This window comes from Streptomyces sp. NPDC001796 (genome assembly GCF_042892355.1).
Taxonomy (GTDB): domain Bacteria; phylum Actinomycetota; class Actinomycetes; order Streptomycetales; family Streptomycetaceae; genus Streptomyces.
The window spans coordinates 35,529-53,771 of the sequence record NZ_JBIAUC010000015.1 but is presented as its reverse complement, the minus strand read 5'-3'; the positions used below and the strand labels follow the sequence as shown (position 1 = coordinate 53,771).

The following is an 18,243-nucleotide window of genomic DNA, read 5'->3' as shown; positions in this document are numbered from 1 at the left end:
TGCCTTTCGTGCCGTACGGCGGGTGTGCCGGGGTTTACTTCGCGGACTTCAGGCCCAGGTTGACGAAGTCGTACTGACCGCTGTACGCGTCGGTCGTGTACACGTTCGCCAGCCGGTTGGAACGCCAGTTGATGAACTTCTCGAAGACGAAGGGCAGGTAGTAGCCGCCCTCCATGACCTTGTGGTTGATCTGCGTGGCGATCTCGGTCTTCTTCGCGTCGTCCAGCGTGTTCACGTAGGTGTCGAACAGGCCGTCGATCGTCTTGTCCTTGATCAGGGCGTAGTTGTTGTTGCCGCTCTGCAGGATGTACTTGCTGTCCCACAGCGGCAGACCGAAGCCCTGGACGGTCGGGAAGTCCGGGCCCCAGCCCATGATGATGATGCCGTAGCCCTTCTTCTTCACGTTGTCGGGGCTACCGATGATGCCGGTGGTCTGCGAACCGTCGAACTGGTCGATCTGGGCGTTGATGCCGATCTTCTTCAGCGACGCCTGCAGGGACTGGGCGGTGGCCACCTCGACCGGCTTGTTGTTGCGGACGGCGATGGTGGTGCTGAAGCCGTTCGGCTGGCCGCAGGCCTTCAGCTCTTCCTTGGCCTTGGCGGCGTTGCCGTTCTTGTTGGCACCGGCGAGCTCGTACGGGTCGTACTTCTGGTGTTCGGCGCCCGGGACGGACGGCGGCAGCATGTTGGTGCCGATGTCACCACCGGCGACGGGGCCACCGCGGGCGGTCTGCAGGGAGACGTGGTCGGCGCCGTAGATGACGGCCTTGCGGCAGTGCTCGTTGTCGAACGGCTTCACGCTCTGCGGGAAGACCGCGTAGCGGATGTATCCGGAGACCGGGTTGTCCAGGTTGGCCTTGTGCTCCTTCAGGGCGGTGGTACGGCCCTGGGGCGACATGCCCGTCTGGTTGATGTCCAGGTCCAGGTCACCGTTGAGCAGACGCTGGTCCAGCTGGTTGGCGTCGGAGAAGAACTGGACGGTGATCTTGTCCGGGTACGCCTTGCGGATCGGGTCCGAGGACTGCTTCCAGTTGGTGTTGCGGACCAGGGTGAGGTCCTTGCCCGGGTTGTACGACTGGAACTTGTACGGGCCCGAGGAGAACGGGTGCAGCGCGTACTTGGACTTGGTGTCCTTGTCCTGGCGGACCGGGGACGCCGAGGTCAGCGCGAGCACTTCCTCGAAGTCGGCGTTCGCCTTGGGCAGGTGGAAGACGATCGTCTTGTCGTCGGGCGTGTCGATCGCCTTCAGACCGAGGTGGTCCGCGGACGTGTCCTTGTACGGGCCCTGGTACTTGCCGTCCGGGTCCAGGAAGTCCTTCAGGTAGGTCGGGCCGCCGGAGAGCACGTCCTGCGCCCACACGCGCTCGATGCCGTACTTGACGTCCTTGGAGGTGATCGGCTTGCCGTCCTCCCAGGTGATCCCGTCGCGCAGCGTGTAGGTGTACGTCTTGCCGTCGTCGGAGACCTTGGCGAGCCCGGTGGCGAGGTCCGGGGTCAGCTTGGCGCCTTCCTTACCGGGCTCCGTCTTGTTCGTGACGAGCTGGCGGCTGTAGTAGCGCATGAAGTTCCAGGCGAAGCCGTAGTAGCCGCGCGTGGTGTCCCACGAGTCGGCGTCCTGGGCCCCACCGAACTTCAGCGTGCCGCCCTTCTTGACCTCGGAGGCCTGGGCGACCTTGTTGTTCGCCGCGTCGAAGCCGGCCGCACCGTTCTTCGAACCGCTGTTGTCGTTGCCGCCGCCGCACGCCGCCGTGGTCAGCAGCGCGGCGACCACGGCGGCAGCGGCCATGGCCTGCTTGCGCCGCCCTGAGGTGCGTTGGGTAGTCACGATCTCGGATCCTCCGGATTTGATGAGAGACCCCGTGCAGGTGCCACGGGAAGTTTGGGGTACGGCAGTTCAGCGGGAGCCCTTCGGGTCCAGCGCATCGCGCACGCCGTCACCGAAGAGGTTGAATGCAAGAACGGTGATGAAGATCGCCACGCCCGGGACCACCATGTACATGGGATCCGAGTCGTAGTAGTCGATCGCGCTCGAAAGCATCTGTCCCCAGGAGGCCGTGGGCGGCTTGACGCCCACGCCCAGGAAGCTGAGTGCCGCCTCGGTGAGGATGTTGGTGGGGATCATCATCGTCGTGTACACGATGATCGGCGCGACGAGGTTGGGCAGCAGCTCCTTGAAGAGGATGTAGAGGCGCCCGGCGCCGAGGGAGCGGGCCGCCTCGACGTACTCGCGCTCACGCAGCGAGAGCGTCTGGCCGCGAACCACGCGTCCGATGTAGGGCCACCCGAAGAAGCCGATGACCAGGATCATCACGAACACTCGCACGCTGGAGCCGGTCAGCCCCAGCATGTTGTTCGGCATGACGGAGACCAGCGCGATGGTGAACAGCAGCTGCGGGAAGGCGAGCAGACCGTCCATGACGCGGCTGACGACCGAGTCGACCCAGCCGCCGAAGAAGCCTGCCAGGACGCCCAGGACGGTGCCGAGGATGACGGCGACCAACGCGGACAGGAAGCCGACCAGCAGCGAGACCCGCGCGCCGTAGAGGATGCGAGCGAAGATGTCGCGGCCGTTGACCGGCTCGACACCCAGCAGGTGATCGCCGCTGATGCCGCCCAGGGACCCCGTGGGCGTGCCGAAGAGCGGGTCGATCAGGTTCTCGTGGTAGGCGTCGGGATCCTGCCCGACCAGGTTGGAGATCACGGGAGCGAGCAGGGCGACCGCGATGAGCACGAGCACGACGATGCCGCCCGTGAGGGCGAGCTTGTCCTGCTTGAGGCGCTCCCAGGCGATCCGTCCCAGGGAGCGGCCCTGTACGGCTTTCGCGTCGGCGGCGGCAGCTGCTGCTTCCTCGGCCGCCCCCGGGGCCGCTTCCGCAGTCGGCTCGTGCAATGGTGCCGTCATCTGGCAGGGACCCCTCTCAACCGGCGGTGGCCGGCCCGCACTTGCCGCTGTGGCGGCATGACTCAGTCCGTCGTACACAGGGGCGAAACCCCTTGAAGCCGGAGTCTTCAATGCTTCGGCGATCAGTGACCAGACTTGGCAGTGAAAGGATGCATAAACGTGATGCGGACTGGGGAGATCCGTTATCCGGACAGCTGGTAACGCGGTGCGGACGCCACCAAATTGGGACACTTGGCGCGAGACAGGGACCATCCACCCTCATCTACGCGCGGAGAAGGACTCCAGGTACCGAACTCGGCCCTCCGCCCGGGACGTACGGACGTCAGTACGCCCCGCGCGCCGGCGGATAGCCGTAACCGCCCGCCGCGGGGGCCGGTGCCGTGGCGTGGGCCTCTCGGTCGTAGAACGGGCGGGAGTTGACGCGCAGCCACATCGCCACCGGGTCGTCCTCGTCGGACAGCGCGACCGTCGACACCGGAAGGCCCTCCGGGACGGCCGTGACGGACTGCTGCATCATCGCCCGCACCGAGTCGACGGCGGGCGGCGAGGTGTCGTAGACGTCCAGGCCGATCGCCAGGTAGGGGGCGCCGAGGGCCGGTTGCACCCAGGCGCGACGCAGGGAGCGCACGGCGGGCGTGCGGTGGGCGTTCTGGGTGAGCAGGGCGTAGAACTGCGGAATCTCGATGGCCGGTTCGGACAGCCGCAGGGGGCCCGCGGGCTGGCGGTCCAGACCGGCGGCGATGCGGCGCAGGTCCAGCCAGGGGATGCCGACGCCACCGCCGGGCGCGTGCGGGTTCAGCCACAGGCCGTAGTGGCCCGGGTAGAGGGCGCGGGCCACGTCGGCGCCGTCGATCACCTCGTAGGAGCGGGTCCAGCCGCTGGCCGAGAGCTCCTGTGCGGAGGTGACGCAGGGCGCGTAGCCGTGGCCGTCCACCTCCATGGTGGCGTACTGGGCGTCGGGCGAACCTGCCTGGCCGTGCCACAGCAGCATCCAGACCCTGCCGGTGGAGGGGGTCGCGAGCGCGCGCAGGAGCGCCTCGTAGGCGTCGTAGCGCCCGGGCGTCACCTGGCGCAGCATGTGTTCGACCTGGCCGGCCGCGGTGCCGCTCGCGCTCACCCCGCTCACCCTTTACCGCCCCTTCGCTGACGATGTGCTGCGCATATGAAACCAGGTTAGGCGGGTCCGCTGACAGCCGGTGCGGTGTGGCTGCCACCGGCCGCGGGGTACCCAGGAGCTCGGGGTCTGCTGCCGGCCGGCGGGTGCGGCTCGTTCGTGGCTGGGCGCGCAGTTCCCCGCGCCCCTGAGGGGGCGCCCCTGAGGGAGCGCCCTGCTCAGTACCCCTGCTGGTAGAACGGCCGGACCTTCTCTCTCATCCAGTCGGCCACCGGGTCCTGGGCCACGTCCAGGAGGACCAGGTTGACCGGCCACTCGACCGCGACCTCGGCCAGGGCGCGGCCCAGGGCGTCCATGGGGAGGGTGCGCAGGTCGCCCTCCCACTGGGAGAGCTCCACGCCGATGAACAGCACCGGGTCCGCCGTCTCGATGGCGGCGAGGCAGCGGCGTGCCGTGAGGACCACACCGGTCGCCGTGAACTCGGCGGACGCGGCGGCGAGGAAGTCCACCGGGTCGTCCTGCCAGTCCGGTTCGAAGAGGCGGACGCGACCGCCGGTCGTGGGGCCGTCCAGCGGGGTGCGTCCCACGCGGCACAGCTCGGCCACCGCCTCCGGAGGCAGGGGTATGCCGACCACGCCGCCCGGGTTGACCGCGATGCCGACCTGTGGGGGCAGCCCGCGGGCGAACTCGGCGGCGGGCGCGACGGTGTACGACATATGGCCGCCGGCGGCGTGGCGGAACTGCTCCTCCGAGCTGAACACCGGGACGTACGCCTGGCCCTCGATCTCCAGCGTGGGCAGGTCGAGGGGCCCGCTGTGCGGGCCGCCGCCGTTCGGCAGCGGCACCCACAGGTAGCTGCGCCCGAGCACCTCGACGATCCGGCCGCCCGCCGAGGGGATGCCGAGCGAGGCGGACAGCACCTCCTCCAGCTCGTTGCCCGGCCATCCGCCGTGCGGATGGGGGTGCGACTGTGCCGGGAAGTCCGCGGGAAGGTCCGCCGGGATGTCCATCTGCCTACCGCCTGCCGAGTACCACTGGTGTGGCGAAAAGGCTAACGGGTGCGCGGGCACCGCGATTCATTCCGCCCCTTCCGCCCGGTCCGCGAAGTCGATCCGGCGCAGCACGTCCGCCGCGTCCCGGTCGAGCAGGACCGCCGAGCCGCAGCCCTCCGGGAGCCGGCCCCGTTCGACGGCGCGCAGCAGATGGCGGGTGGCGCGGCGGTGGCGCAGGAAGGCGTAGCGGGAGACCCCTCGGCCCCTCTCGCGCTGGCCGTCCAGGGCCGTGTCGGGGGTGACGTCGAGCAGGAGCAGATGGAGCGTGCCGCCACGGCGCCGGGCCTCGCGGGCCAGCCAGGTGCGCACCCAGGTCTGGGTACCGCAGTCGTGCACGACCACTCCGCTGTCGGCGCGCAGGGCCCGGCGCAGGCCGGCGTAGTGCGCGAGGCGGACCAGGGGGCGGTAGATCCCGTACGGCAGGAAGCGGGCCAGGCGGGCGTCCCAGCGGTCGCGGGTGTCCTGGGAGTCGACGCGGGCGCCGCGCACCGTGCGCCGCATGAGCGTGGACTTGCCGCTGCCGGGAAGGCCGGTGACCACGACGAGGTCGCGGGCGCCGAAGGTGAGCCCGTACGGGCTGCGGCCCCCTCGGTCGCGCAGGTCGCGGACCACCGGCGCCGGCACCGGCGCGCCGGCCTCCCGGGCCGGGACTCCGGGCTGCCGGGGCACCGCGATGCCCGTGGTCATGGCGTACGCCGTCGTCCTGTTCACCGTGATCGTCCTCCCTTGCGGTCAGGAAGTCCCATCCCCGCCGAATGTAAAGAGAAGGTAATGGACGGTATCTCCCCGTGGCGTTCGCGTACTGCCACAACCCGGTCACAGATGCGTCCGGAAGCCGGTCGCGGAGGCGGCCCCGGGCCGGTTGCCCACGCGGCCTGCCACGATCGGGCGAGGCGTGCAATGATGTGCCCGCCAACTGCATACCGGCCGCTTGAATCCGCGCGGGAGAGTTCCGGGGACGTACGGGTACGTACGTGGGCCCGGGCGCCGAAGGAGCAAGTCCCTCCCTTGAATCTCTCAGGCCCCGATACCGCGCGGGCGAGGCACATCTGGAAAGTGGGCCGCTTGTCGGTGGCTCCACCCAAGGTGCAAGCCGTGACGACCCGCCGTGCGGGCGTTCATGGCGAACCTCTCAGGTTCCGATGACAGATGGGGAGGACCGACCTCGCCCTTCCCCACGCTCGAATTCGCTCGCGCGCGGGGACCCACGCCCTGGGAGCACAACCGATGAGCAGTAGCCCCCTGCGCCGCACCGCGCTCGATGCCCTGCATCGTTCGCTCGGCGCGACGATGACCGACTTCGCCGGCTGGGACATGCCCCTCAGGTACGGCTCCGAGCGCGACGAGCACGTCGCGGTCCGTACCAGGGCGGGGCTGTTCGACCTCTCGCACATGGGCGAGATCACGGTGACCGGGCCCGAGGCGGACCGGTTCCTCAACCACGCGCTGGTCGGCGACATCGCCTCCGTCCGCGTGGGCCGCGCCCGCTACACCATGATCTGCCAGGAGGACGGCGGCATCCTGGACGACCTGATCGTCTACCGGCTGGCCGAGAACGAGTACATGGTCGTCGCCAACGCCTCCAACGCCCAGGTGGTGCTGGACGCGCTGACCGAGCGTGCCGCGGGCTTCGCCGCCGCGGTCCGCGACGACCGGGACGCCTACGCCCTGATCGCCGTCCAGGGCCCCGAGTCCCCCGGCATCCTGAAGTCGCTCACCGACGCCGATCTCGACGGCCTGAAGTACTACGCGGGCCTGCCCGGCACGGTCGCGGGCGTTCCCGCCCTCATCGCGCGCACCGGCTACACCGGCGAGGACGGCTTCGAGCTGTTCGTCGCGCCCGAGCACGCCGAGAAGCTGTGGCAGGCGCTGACCGAGGCGGGCGCCCCCGTCGGTCTGGCCCCCTGTGGGCTCTCCTGCCGGGACACGCTGCGCCTGGAAGCGGGCATGCCGCTGTACGGGCACGAGCTGACCACCTCGTTGACGCCCTTCGACGCCGGGCTCGGCCGGGTGGTGAAGTTCGAGAAGGAGGGCGACTTCGTGGGGCGTGCCGCGCTGGAGGATGCCGCCTCCCGTGCCGAGGAGAACCCGCCGCGCGTCCTCGTCGGCCTGGTCGCCGAGGGCCGCCGCGTGCCGCGGGCCGGGTACCCGGTCGTCGCGGGCGGCGAGGTGATCGGCGAGGTCACCTCCGGGGCGCCCTCCCCCACGCTGGGCAGGCCGATCGCGATGGCGTACGTCGACGCCGCGCACTCGGCGCCGGGCACGCCCGGGGTCGGGGTGGACATCCGGGGCAGCCACGAGCCGCACGAGGTCGTGGCGCTGCCGTTCTACAAGCGCCAGAAGTAGGCACTCGGCGGACGGGTGACGTGATCCCGCGCACCTCCGCCGTGCTCACGCACGCCTCCAGCAGTACTCCCTTCACCACCACTCCCCCGCGTACAGGAGAATTCAGGCCATGAGCAACCCCCAGCAGCTGCGCTACAGCAAGGAGCACGAGTGGCTGTCGGACGCCGAGGACGGCGTCGCGACGGTCGGCATCACGGAGCACGCGGCGAACGCGCTCGGCGATGTCGTGTTCGTCCAGCTCCCGGAGGTCGGTGACACGGTGACCGCGGGCGAGACCTGCGGCGAGCTGGAGTCGACCAAGTCGGTCAGCGACCTGTACTCCCCGGTCACCGGCGAGATCACGGAGGTCAACGAGGACGTGGTCAACGACCCGTCGCTGGTGAACTCCGAGCCCTTCGAGGGCGGCTGGCTGTTCAAGGTGCGCGTGTCCGAGGAGCCGGCCGACCTGCTGTCCGCCGACGAGTACGACGCCCACATCGCCGGCTGAGGAGCGCACCCGCAGATGACCCTTCTGAACACGTCCCTGCACGAGCTCGACCCGGAGGTCGCCGCAGCGGTCGACGCCGAGCTGCACCGCCAGCAGTCCACCCTCGAGATGATCGCCTCCGAGAACTTCGCCCCGCTGGCGGTCATGGAGGCGCAGGGCTCGGTCCTCACCAACAAGTACGCCGAGGGCTACCCGGGCCGCCGCTACTACGGCGGCTGCGAGCACGTCGACGTCACCGAGCAGATCGCCATCGACCGGCTCAAGGAGCTGTTCGACGCGGAGTACGCCAATGTGCAGCCCCACTCCGGCGCCTCCGCCAACCAGGCCGCCCTGTTCGCGCTGGCCCAGCCCGGCGACACCATCCTCGGCCTGGACCTGGCGCACGGCGGCCACCTGACCCACGGGATGCGGCTGAACTTCTCGGGCAAGCAGTTCCACGTGGTCGCCTACCACGTGGACGAGATCGGCCTGGTCGACATGGCCGAGGTCGAGCGGCTGGCCAAGGAGCACCGCCCGAAGGTGATCATCGCCGGCTGGTCGGCGTACCCGCGGCAGCTGGACTTCGCCGCCTTCCGCCGGATCGCGGACGAGGTCGAGGCGTACCTGTGGGTCGACATGGCGCACTTCGCGGGCCTGGTCGCCGCCGGTCTCCACCCGAACCCGGTCGAGTACGCGGACGTGGTCACCTCCACGACCCACAAGACCCTCGGCGGTCCCCGCGGCGGCATCATCCTCGCGAAGAAGGACTTCGCGAAGAAGCTGAACTCGTCCGTCTTCCCGGGCTTCCAGGGCGGCCCCCTGGAGCACGTGATCGCGGCCAAGGCGGTCTCCTTCAAGGTCGCCGCGTCGGAGGAGTTCCGGGAGCGCCAGCGTCGTACGGTGGAGGGCGCGAAGCTCCTCGCCGAGCGGCTGACGGCGGCCGACGCGCGCGAGGCCGGAGTGAACGTCCTGACCGGCGGCACGGACGTGCACCTGATCCTGGTCGACCTGCGCGAGTCGGAGCTGGACGGGCAGCAGGCCGAGGACCGCCTGCACGAGGTCGGCATCACGGTCAACCGCAACGCGGTCCCGAACGACCCGCGCCCCCCGATGGTCACGTCCGGCCTGCGGATCGGCACGCCCGCCCTCGCGACGCGCGGCTTCACGGCCGAGGACTTCGCCGAGGTCGCCGACGTGATCGCCGAGACGCTGAAGCCGTCCTACGACGCGGAGGCGCTCAAGGCCCGGGTGAAGGCCCTGGCAGAAAAGCACCCGCTGTACCCGGGTCTGAACAAGTGAGTCCCCGGTGGGGCACCCGAGGGAGGGTGCCCCACCACCCCCTGTCTTGAGGAGTGACCGTGGCCATCTCGGTCTTCGACCTGTTCTCGATCGGCATCGGCCCGTCCAGCTCCCACACGGTCGGCCCGATGCGCGCGGCACGCATGTTCGCGCGGCGACTGCGCAACGAGGGCCTGCTGCCCTCCGTCGCGTCGGTGCGGACGGAGCTGTACGGCTCCCTGGGCGCGACCGGGCACGGCCACGGCACCCCGAAGGCGGTGCTGCTCGGTCTGGAGGGCGCCTCGCCGCGCACGGTGGACGTGGAGACGGCGGACGCCCGGGTGGAGGCGATCAGGACCGGGGGCCGGATCGAGCTCCTGGGCGAACACGAGATCGCGTTCGACTTCGACAAGGATCTCGTGCTGCACCGCCGCAAGGCGCTCCCGTACCACGCCAACGGCATGACGATCTGGGCGTACGACGGTACGGGCGCCGAGCTGCTGTCGAAGACGTACTACTCGGTCGGCGGCGGCTTCGTCGTGGACGAGGACGCGGTCGGCGCGGACCGCATCAAGCTGGACGACACGGTCCTGAAGTACCCCTTCCGCACCGGCGACGAGCTGCTCCGCCTCACCGAGGAGACGGGCCTGTCGATCTCCGCTCTCATGCTGGAGAACGAGCGGTCCTGGCGCACCGAGGAGGAGATACGAGCCGGGCTGCTGGAGATCTGGCACGTCATGCGGGAGTGCGTCCGGCGCGGCATGTCCCGTGAGGGCATCCTCCCCGGCGGTCTGAAGGTGCGCCGCCGCGCGGCCGTCACGGCCCGCCAGCTGCGCGCCGAGGGAGACCCGCTGGCGCACGCGATGGAGTGGATCACGCTCTACGCGATGGCCGTGAACGAGGAGAACGCGGCCGGCGGCCGGGTCGTCACCGCCCCCACGAACGGGGCCGCGGGCATCATCCCGGCGGTCCTGCACTACTACATGAACTTCGTGCCGGGCGCCGACGAGGACGGCGTGGTCCGCTTCCTGCTCGCCGCGGGTGCGATCGGCATGCTCTTCAAGGAGAACGCGTCGATCTCCGGCGCGGAGGTCGGCTGCCAGGGCGAGGTCGGCTCGGCCTGCTCCATGGCGGCCGGCGCGCTGGCGGAGGTGCTCGGCGGCACCCCCGAGCAGGTGGAGAACGCGGCCGAGATCGGCATGGAGCACAACCTCGGCCTGACCTGCGATCCGGTCGGCGGTCTGGTCCAGATCCCGTGCATCGAGCGCAACGGCATGGCGGCGGTGAAGGCGGTCACGGCGGCCCGCATGGCGATGCGCGGCGACGGCTCCCACAAGGTCTCCCTCGACAAGGTCATCAAGACCATGAAGGAGACCGGCGCGGACATGTCCGTCAAGTACAAGGAGACGGCGCGGGGCGGGCTGGCCGTCAACATCATCGAGTGCTGAACAGACAGAGCTCCGGAGGCATCCTGGCCCTCCGGAGCTCACGACCGCCGGTCACCTCGCCCGCCGTCGGCGCCGCCAGCGCCTCCGGGACGGCGGCGCATCGGGGGCGGCGGGGGTGGCAGGGGCGTCGGCGGGGGCAGGGGCGTCGGCGGGGGCAGCCGGGGCGGACTGCTGGCCCAGAAAGAGCATGGAGGCGAACTTCAGTACGTCACCGCGTACACCCTCGCTCTTGCGGGAGAACCACTCGAGGACGAGGAGCTTGAGCAGGACGGCGGTGACGAGGACGGCGGCGCCGGCGGCGACGGACTGCAGGGGGGAGAGGCCGGCGAAGTGGGCGGTGAGGGAGCCGGTACCGGCGGCGACGACGGTCTTCACGGACGTGGTGGACATGGCTGTTCACTCCTCGGGAAGGGGGGCGGCCGGTTCGGCCGTCGGGCGTTCTGCCCGCTTCCCCAAGGGAACCGAGGATTTCCCAGCCACTCCACGGGCCTCTTTCTGAACTCGAACTCACTTGGGCCGCTTGGCTGTTGAGCCGCGTTCAGATCGAGTTACGGACCTGGTTCACCGGCGCTAGCATGAGGCCATGGGGGACGGAGTTTCACAGCAGGACAGACCGCATGTCGCCGCACTCGGCGAACTGATCCTGGAAAGCCGCACGGGGGGCCGGACACAGCTGAACGGAGTGGCAGCGGCCATCCTGTTACGGCTGCTGTTCCAGAAGGGGCAGTTGGTGTCCTCGGAGAGCATCAAGGCGATGCTGCCGCGCAGCGGGAGCGACGACGCTGTGTACACCCACGTCGGCAAGCTGAACAGCCGGCTCAAGGAGCACGGTGTGGCGATTCCCCGCCGGAATTCCGGTGGTTATCGGCTGCCGAAGGACCTCATCCGGCTCGATGCGTTCGAATTCCCCGAGCGAGTCGCGGCGTTGGGGAAGCCGCCGCACGCCGACGAGGTGGCCCGCCTGCTGGCGATGTGGCGAGGCGATCCGCTGCAGGTCCACCACCTGGTCGAGCCCCGGCACTGGACCACGGCTCTGAAGGCGCGCAGTGTGCTCATGACCGGCGTGTCCGAGCTGTTCCGGCGGGGCGTCGAGGTCGAAGGCTGGGACGCGTTCGCTGACCGGTTCGGTGACGATCAGGCGGTGAAGACGGCGGACGCGTTGCATCCGGGTGGGCGCGCGGCGGCGCGGCGGCGGCTGCTGATCGTGGAGGACGACGAGCAGATCTGCCGGGCGCTGCAGACACTCCTGGGCGACTTCGACACCACGGTCGTCCACAGCCTCGACGAGTACTACCTGCTCATGCGCGGCAACCCACCTCGGTTCCATGGTGCCCTGGTGGATCGTCACCTCACCCAACGCAACAACGACCAGTACGGCTATGCCGCCCTGCAGGACCTGCAGAGCCGCGGAATACCCCGGATACTCATCACCGCGTTCTTCCCCGACGGCGACGTGGAGGTGAATTACCGCAACCTCATCGAGCGTTTCGGGCTGTCCGGCATCTGCACCAAGGCGAGACCGGATGTCGGCGGCTTCGACACCCTCGCCGTCCGCGAGGCCGTCGACCGCATGCTGAGGGGCGGCTGAGACCCCTCAGCGCGGCGGCGGGGTCTCTGTCACCGGCAGCTCGATGCGGACGTGGGCGCCGCCCAGGTCCTGCGAGCGCGACAGGAACGCCAGGGTCCCGTTGTGGGCGACGATGAAGTTGCGCGCGAACGTCACCCCGCGGCCGCTGCCCTTCGGGGCATCCGGCGGCCCGCTCACCGTCCCGTTGAGGAACGGCAGCCAGTTCTCGGCCACCCCCGGCCCGCTGTCCTCGATGTCGATCCGGGCGACGGGCCCGCCCACCCCCTCGCTGCCCCGCCGCAGCAGATCGAGGGCCACCCGGATGCCACCTGTGGTGCCGACCTCCCGCAGGGCGTTGTCCAGGAGGTTGTCCACCGCCATCTTCAGCAGCCGCTGGCTGGCCCAGACGACCACTTCCCCGTCGGTGCGCGGCAAGAAGTCGACGGCCACCCCCGCCGGTGCGTGGTCCAGCACGCCGAGGCAGTGGCTGAGCAGTTCGGCGCGCAGGTTCAACCGCTCCTTGGCGTTCAGGTCGTCGTACAGCCTCTTCGGGTCACGAGAGCGGGCCTCCGCCTGCTGGCCCTCCGCCAGGGCACGCAGTGCCGTCTCCAGGTCGGTGCGGTGCTGCTCCGGCAGGTCGCCCCGCTCCAGCATCCGCCTGATGGTGTCCGTGGCCCCCATCAGCCGGTTGACCATGGTGTGCGTGTACGACTCCCTGACCTCCAGCAGCCCGAGCACCGCACTCTCCTCGCTGCGGTCCCGGCGGTCGTACAACTCCCGCAGGTCCCCATCGAGGCGCGACTCGAGGCGGTGCGGATCGGGGCCGATGAGGAGGGCCGCGAGGCCGGGGCCGTTCCAGCGGTAGCGGCGCTCGCCCTCCTGGCGCAGGAACCCGGCCGTGGCGACCCGGGCCAGGGCCGGTCCCACTTCCATCGGCGGGCTCCCGGCGCCGGACGAGGATGCTTCGATGACCGCCGCGACGTCGTCCTCCATCAGCGTCAGGTCCGGCTCGTCCCGGACGAGCAGCAGCACCGACCGCAGCGCGGCGGCCGCTTCCCGGTCAGAGCCGAGGAACGACCGCTCGACCACCGCGTCGTGGAAGGCCGCCTGGGCGACCGGGTCGGCGCGCCACGCGTCGAGTGCCTCGGACGTCAGCTCGTAGGGCCGGTCGGTGTCCGGGAGCAGCCCGGCCAGGGCGGCGCGCAGCGCCACCGGGTGGCCGTCGGTGTCGTACAGGAGCATGTCCACGACGGCGTCGGTGGAGCGGACGCCGAGGAGGTCGAGCCACCAGGCGAGGTCCTCGTGCTCCTCGTGCGGGTGGGCCGCGGGTCCGGAGCGGTCGTCCGGCAGCGGCTGCCGACCCGCTACGTCCACGACCCGAAGGCCTCGGCCCATGGCGCGCAGCAAGTGAACGGTGCGGTGACTGCGTGGGGTGGCCATGCCGTGGCGGTCCGGAGCGGCGAGCTGGAGCAGCGTCCGCGCGTCGAGCACCGCGACGCCGGGCGGAAGCAGCCTGCGCTGCTCGGAGGTGGCCTGCATGCGCAGCACCAGCCAGGCCGCGGGCCGGTCCTTCGGCGGGACCTCGGGAACCCAGTCGTGCGGGCCCACGTACAGCCGCAGCTTGCGAGGCAGGGCGAGTTGCGGGATGCGCTGGTAGTCGGCGACGCCGGACAGCCAGGTGACGTATCCCGCGCCGCACTCCTCCACCGGGTGCCGGGCGGCATCGGCACCCAGGTGCGTGTCGAGGGCTGCGGCGAGGTTGCGCACGGTCTCCGCGGACAGGCGGCGGTGCAGCTCGGTCAGTGCCTCGATCAGGGCGGTGCCGGATTCGTCGACCGGCTTCCACTGGCTGCCGAACTCCGGGCGCACGCCCACCGATCCGGCGTACCACTCCAGTGCCTCGCGCAGCGGAACGTCCGCCCAGGGCCAGGTCCGCTGCCCCGGCACCGCGAGCGGACCTCCGATGGCGTCCGGGGAGGGTCCGGCGTCCAGCAGCCTTTCCGCGGCGGCCAGTTCGCCCTGGGCCAGGCAGCTGCGCACGGCCTGCTGCCAGTCGGCGCGGGCGGGCCCGGACGCCTCCACTCCAGCCGCGGCCCAGCCGTCCTCCTCCTGGGCCGTGGTGAGCCGCTCCTCCAGTTCGGCCACGCGGGCCTTCTCTGCCCTGGCGAGATCGCGCTCCCATGTGTTCAGAGCCGTGTCGGCATCCGCGGAGCGGACCTCCAGCAGGGAGTCCAGGCCCTCCGGGGGACGGTCGGGCAGGCCCGCGCGGACGGCCCGCCGCGTGAGCCGGTCGAGGCGACGGCCGAGCCGGGCCTTGGCCTCGGCTACGGCCGCCTCCGTCGCGGCCTCCGTGTCGGTCCAGCCCGGCACCTGTCGCGCCGCCGCGAACTCGCCCTGGGCGATCAGGGCCCTGGCCGCGACCTCGGGCGCCTCGACCGGGCGGGCCAGCCCATCGCTGATCGCCTCGGCCAGTTCCTCGGGGCCGGGCGCCGTCGCCTCGTCCGTGCGGCTCAACAGGGCCAGCAGCTCCGGGTAGCGCCACCGCTCGCTCCAGCGCTCCAGCAGCGCACGCGGGACAGCGTGGGCCTCCTGTTCCTGTGGTTCGGTCACCGAGAGCCTCCCCAGGCGGCGATGTCGGTCAGACGCGCGAGCATGGCCCGGGCGAGCAGCGGTTCCGGGCCGTCCAGGGCCTCGGCCGCCGCGACGGCGCGGGGCAGCAGCGAGGACAGGGCGCGGGCCACCGGAACATACTCGGCGAGTCTGCGGGTCCCGGCGAGGCTGTCCGCGTCCAGCAGCGCCACCAGGTCCGCGGCGCCCTCGGCGACCTCGGTGAGCCGGGCGACGAAGTTGAGCCGCTGGTTGCGAGCCATCAGCGGCAGTTGGCGCGAGCTGTCGACCGAGCGCGTGGCCCGGTCCAGGATCCGGTCGATGTCCGAGGGCGGGTGCGCGGCCAGCCACTGCCGTACGCCGTCACCGTTCCAGGAGTCAAGCAGCCCTTTGAGCCGGCCGAAGGCGCCGTCGGGGCGGAAGAGCTGGGCGTGGGTACGGATGCCGGACTGGAAGCGGAAGGTGACCTGGGCCGCACGGTGGTGGCGCCGGGCCAGCTCCTGCCAGGCACGGGCGACTTCGGCCCGGTGCCGGGCGCCGTCGGCCTGGGCCCGGATCTCGGCCACGGGCACCGGTCCGAGCGTCTTGTCGTCCCAGTGGTCGCGGCCCAGCCGGGCGAGCGCCTTCCAGGGGGCGCCGAGGTACTGCTCCAGCAGATCCAGGGTCTCCGCGGCGGCTTCTCCCCGTTCGGCCGTCAGGATCTCGGCCACACACAGCGACACCAGGGCGGCGGCCTCCGCCCCGGCCCACGGCCGGGACCGCTTCAGGGCGTCCTCGGTGGCCAGGGCCGCCTCCACCATCGCCTCGTCGAGCCACGCGTCCCCCCGGGCCGCGGCGGCCAGCGCCAGCGGCAGGCGCGGCCGGGTGTGCTCCGAGGGGATGGCGGTCCGGAGCACCACGGCCTCGAGGAACTTCCCGCTCTCCCAGCAGTCGCGCATCAGCCAGCGGCGCCACATCCGGGCTTCGGTGCTTCCCGCCAGCCGCCCGGTGGCGTGAGCGGCCGCGAAACGCAGCAGCGGCCGGTACGCGTCGTGCTCCTTGAGAGCATCGAGCAGCGCCCACACCGCGTCCGCTCCCCTGTCCGCGAGCCGGTCGACGTACTCACGGACGAGGCGTGCCACGGTGGTCGGCTCGCCGGACGGGGCCTCCTTTGCCACCGCGTTGACCAGGCGCTGGGCGTGGCTCACGGCGTCGGGCACAACGGCTTCGCCCGGGTCCAAGGCCGGCGCGGTCCGTTCCACCGGTTCCGAGGCGTAGTGCTGCACGGCTCCGTGGACGGCGTCGGCCAGCTCGTCGGCGGTGCGCCGGTCGATCAGCCTGAGCCCGATCTCGCTGGGGCGCCGTCTGAGGCCGCCGGTGGCCGGGCTGCCGAGGAAGAGCAGGTCGAAGCTGCCGACCAGGGCCTCGTCGTCGCTCACCATGACGCGGGCGTTGGTGGCCTGCTGGGTCACCTCCAGGCCGCGCCCGCCGAAGTCCGCCTTCAGTGCCGCAAGGAGGCGGCGCGGGCCGTCGGCGACCCCGGTGGACTCGGTCGGCCGTCCGTGCGCGATGGTCACCTGAACGCCGGCGCCCAGGAGTTTCTCCAGTGCTACGGAGGCACGGGAGTCGAAGGCGTCCGGGCCGACGCGGGCGCCCGAGAGCAGCAGGCGCCGACGGCTGTGGCGCAGTGCCTGCCACAGGGTCTCCCGGTGCGCGCCGTCCACCTGCGCCATCGCCCACGGCAGCGTACGGGCCTCGAACTCCCGGCGCAGGGCAGCCACGTACTCCACCCATGCCTGCTCCCACACCAGAACAACGGCCTCGGAGGGCGCGGTGCCGTTGGGGGATGCCATGGGTTCGGCGGGCACCTCGGGCAGCCGCGGCTCCCAGGCGGTGAACCGCTCCTTCGCCGGGTCCGCGTCCGGCGCCGACGGCCGCGCGCCGTTGCGGGCGCCACCGGACACGGGCGCGCCGACGGCTTCGGCGAAGTCGCTGTGCCGACTGCGCACCTGCTGGCCGACCGCGTAGTCCGGTACGGCGGTCCTGGCCCAGCGCAGCAGGCCTTCCACCGGCTCACAAGCGGCGGGGGTCGGGGCCTCGATCCGCACGCCGATCTGCCGGGCCCGGTTCTGCCGGTCGCGGCCCTCCTTGCCGTGGCGTGGGGGCGGAGGGCCGAGGAAGCGGTGGCCGGTCACCAAGGCGGCACGGTCGTCGCGGACCGCCAGGCAGGCGTTGGTGCGGCTGGGACGGTACGTCCACACGAGCCTGCCGCGGCCCGCCCGCCGCAGTTCGCTGAGCAGGTTGCGCACGTTCTCCGGGAGTTCGTCCCCGTACTTCTCGCCCCACAGCAACACCACCTGGACGCCTCTCAGCAGCGCCTGCCGCAACTGCTCGGAGATCGCGTACAGGGGTTCATAGCCGACGGCGGGGCAGGCCAGCACGATCTGTCTGCGGGCGGTGTCGATCAGTTCGAGGAGCGTCTCGCGGTGGTCATCCGGATCGACCACGACGCGGGTGGCGACCTCGGAGGCGACCCGCAGCCGCAGCAACTCCGTAACCTGGCGGCTCAGCCGGGCCAGCTCGCGGTGCCGGGTGTGGTAGGTGCCGGGCGCCGATCCGGACGACGCGGACGCCGTCCGTTCCAGCCGCTCCAGGGCGGCCTCCAGTGAGGGCGCCTCCACGAACTGGCTGTTCGCGGCGCGCCGGACCTGGGCGGCGAAGTTGCTCTCCGGCATGGTGTCCAAAAGCTCCGAGATCCGGCTCAGGGCACGCAGCCGGCTCTCGGTGGGAAAGTTGGAGTCGTCCGAGAAGAGCCGGATCTTCTCGGCGTCGTTGTCCCAGCCGACGGTGATGCTCAGCGGCAGCCAGCGGTGCTGCGGCGGCGGGCGCAGCGCAGCCGGGACCAACTGGGCGGTCAGGACGCGCTGTTCCCGGACGGACGTGTACGGGCGGCGCTCCTGCCGCTCCTGCCGCAGGTGTTCCTGTAGCGCGTCGGCGAGTTCCGCCTGGGTGAAGTTCTCGTCGGCGGCCCACTGGTCGCGCACGGGCACGAGGAGGTGCCCCTCCTGCGGACGGCTGTAGCCGTTGACGGGCATCAGGGTGCCGGTGAGGGAGTCGACCATGAGCGGGTACTCGGCGGAGTGCTCCTCGGCGCCCGGCAGTTCGTGCAGCGTCCCCTGCGCCGCGTGGCGCCTGACGTGGTCGGCGGCCCTGACCTTGCCGCGGGCGAGATCCAGCGTGATGTAGTTCTTGTGCCACAGGTCAGAGATGATGTCGAGGGTCAGTCGCTGGCCGAGGCCGAGTCTGCGCGCCAGTTCGTCGGCCCCGTACACGGCCGGCTCGTCGAGGCCCTCGCTCTCGTGGAGGGTGAGCTGCCGCAGGACGATCTGCTCGATCGGGGAGACGTACCGGCCGTATCCGAGGGTGACCCGGACCGGTACCACCAGGCACTGCACGCTGACCGTCAGATTCCCCACCGCCGGCC

At 71.1% G+C, this 18,243-nt stretch carries 13 protein-coding genes and 1 riboswitch; of the genes, 5 read left to right on the top strand and 8 right to left on the bottom strand.

Features of this window, described 5'->3' with window-relative positions; all coding sequences use genetic code 11:
* Positions 1-34 precede the first annotated feature (34 nt).
* The 5 genes from ACFYZE_RS26110 to ACFYZE_RS26090 form a co-directional block, all read right to left on the bottom strand.
* The gene (locus ACFYZE_RS26110) at positions 35-1,825 is read right to left on the bottom strand and encodes an ABC transporter substrate-binding protein (RefSeq protein ID WP_388998745.1); all 1,791 of its coding nucleotides are present in this window, start codon (positions 1,823-1,825) and stop codon (positions 35-37) included.
* Between the two features lie 69 nt (positions 1,826-1,894).
* Positions 1,895-2,902, bottom strand: a complete 1,008-nt coding sequence (locus ACFYZE_RS26105; protein ID WP_388998741.1) for an ABC transporter permease — start codon at positions 2,900-2,902, stop codon at positions 1,895-1,897.
* 322 nt (positions 2,903-3,224) lie between these two features.
* On the bottom strand, positions 3,225-4,019 hold the full coding sequence (locus tag ACFYZE_RS26100; protein WP_388998738.1) for an enhanced serine sensitivity protein SseB C-terminal domain-containing protein: 795 nt from the start codon (positions 4,017-4,019) through the stop codon (positions 3,225-3,227).
* Between the two features lie 215 nt (positions 4,020-4,234).
* A complete protein-coding gene (locus tag ACFYZE_RS26095) occupies positions 4,235-5,026 on the bottom strand; it encodes an enhanced serine sensitivity protein SseB (protein ID WP_388998735.1) in 792 nt (263 codons plus the stop codon).
* A 66-nt stretch (positions 5,027-5,092) separates the two neighbouring features.
* Positions 5,093-5,785, bottom strand: coding sequence for an AAA family ATPase (locus ACFYZE_RS26090; protein ID WP_388998973.1), 693 nt, complete (start codon positions 5,783-5,785; stop codon positions 5,093-5,095).
* Positions 5,786-6,000: 215 nt separating this feature from the next.
* Positions 6,001-6,111: riboswitch (glycine riboswitch) on the top strand.
* Positions 6,112-6,295: 184 nt separating this feature from the next.
* Here ACFYZE_RS26090 and gcvT point away from each other — a divergent pair.
* The 4 genes from gcvT to ACFYZE_RS26070 all read left to right on the top strand — a co-directional run bounded on the left by gcvT (position 6,296) and on the right by ACFYZE_RS26070 (position 10,606).
* Complete coding sequence (gene gcvT / locus ACFYZE_RS26085) at positions 6,296-7,414, top strand: glycine cleavage system aminomethyltransferase GcvT (RefSeq protein ID WP_388998732.1); 1,119 nt, start codon at positions 6,296-6,298, stop codon at positions 7,412-7,414.
* 109 nt (positions 7,415-7,523) lie between these two features.
* Positions 7,524-7,901, top strand: coding sequence for a glycine cleavage system protein GcvH (gene gcvH, locus ACFYZE_RS26080; RefSeq protein WP_103837998.1), 378 nt, complete (start codon positions 7,524-7,526; stop codon positions 7,899-7,901).
* A 15-nt stretch (positions 7,902-7,916) separates the two neighbouring features.
* Positions 7,917-9,179: a serine hydroxymethyltransferase gene (gene glyA / locus ACFYZE_RS26075; RefSeq protein ID WP_388998729.1), complete on the top strand. Its 1,263-nt coding sequence runs from the start codon at positions 7,917-7,919 to the stop codon at positions 9,177-9,179.
* A gap of 59 nt (positions 9,180-9,238) precedes the next feature.
* Positions 9,239-10,606: an L-serine ammonia-lyase gene (locus tag ACFYZE_RS26070; RefSeq protein WP_388998726.1), complete on the top strand. Its 1,368-nt coding sequence runs from the start codon at positions 9,239-9,241 to the stop codon at positions 10,604-10,606.
* A 51-nt stretch (positions 10,607-10,657) separates the two neighbouring features.
* Here ACFYZE_RS26070 and ACFYZE_RS26065 read toward each other — a convergent pair whose 3' ends face one another.
* Entirely contained in the window at positions 10,658-10,996 is a 339-nt protein-coding gene (locus tag ACFYZE_RS26065; protein ID WP_388998723.1) for a hypothetical protein, read from the bottom strand.
* A gap of 193 nt (positions 10,997-11,189) precedes the next feature.
* Between ACFYZE_RS26065 and ACFYZE_RS26060 the strand changes: the two genes are divergently transcribed.
* Complete coding sequence (locus ACFYZE_RS26060; RefSeq protein WP_388998720.1) at positions 11,190-12,194, top strand: hypothetical protein; 1,005 nt, start codon at positions 11,190-11,192, stop codon at positions 12,192-12,194.
* Between the two features lie 6 nt (positions 12,195-12,200).
* On the opposite strand, the gene ACFYZE_RS26055 is transcribed toward ACFYZE_RS26060, so the two are convergent.
* Both ACFYZE_RS26055 and ACFYZE_RS26050 read right to left on the bottom strand, forming a co-directional pair.
* Positions 12,201-14,783: an ATP-binding protein gene (locus ACFYZE_RS26055; protein ID WP_388998717.1), complete on the bottom strand. Its 2,583-nt coding sequence runs from the start codon at positions 14,781-14,783 to the stop codon at positions 12,201-12,203.
* A complete protein-coding gene (locus tag ACFYZE_RS26050) occupies positions 14,780-18,235 on the bottom strand; it encodes a hypothetical protein (protein ID WP_388998715.1) in 3,456 nt (1,151 codons plus the stop codon). Before ACFYZE_RS26050 ends, ACFYZE_RS26055 begins: the two co-directional genes overlap by 4 nt.
* Between the last annotated feature and the right edge of the window lie 8 nt (positions 18,236-18,243).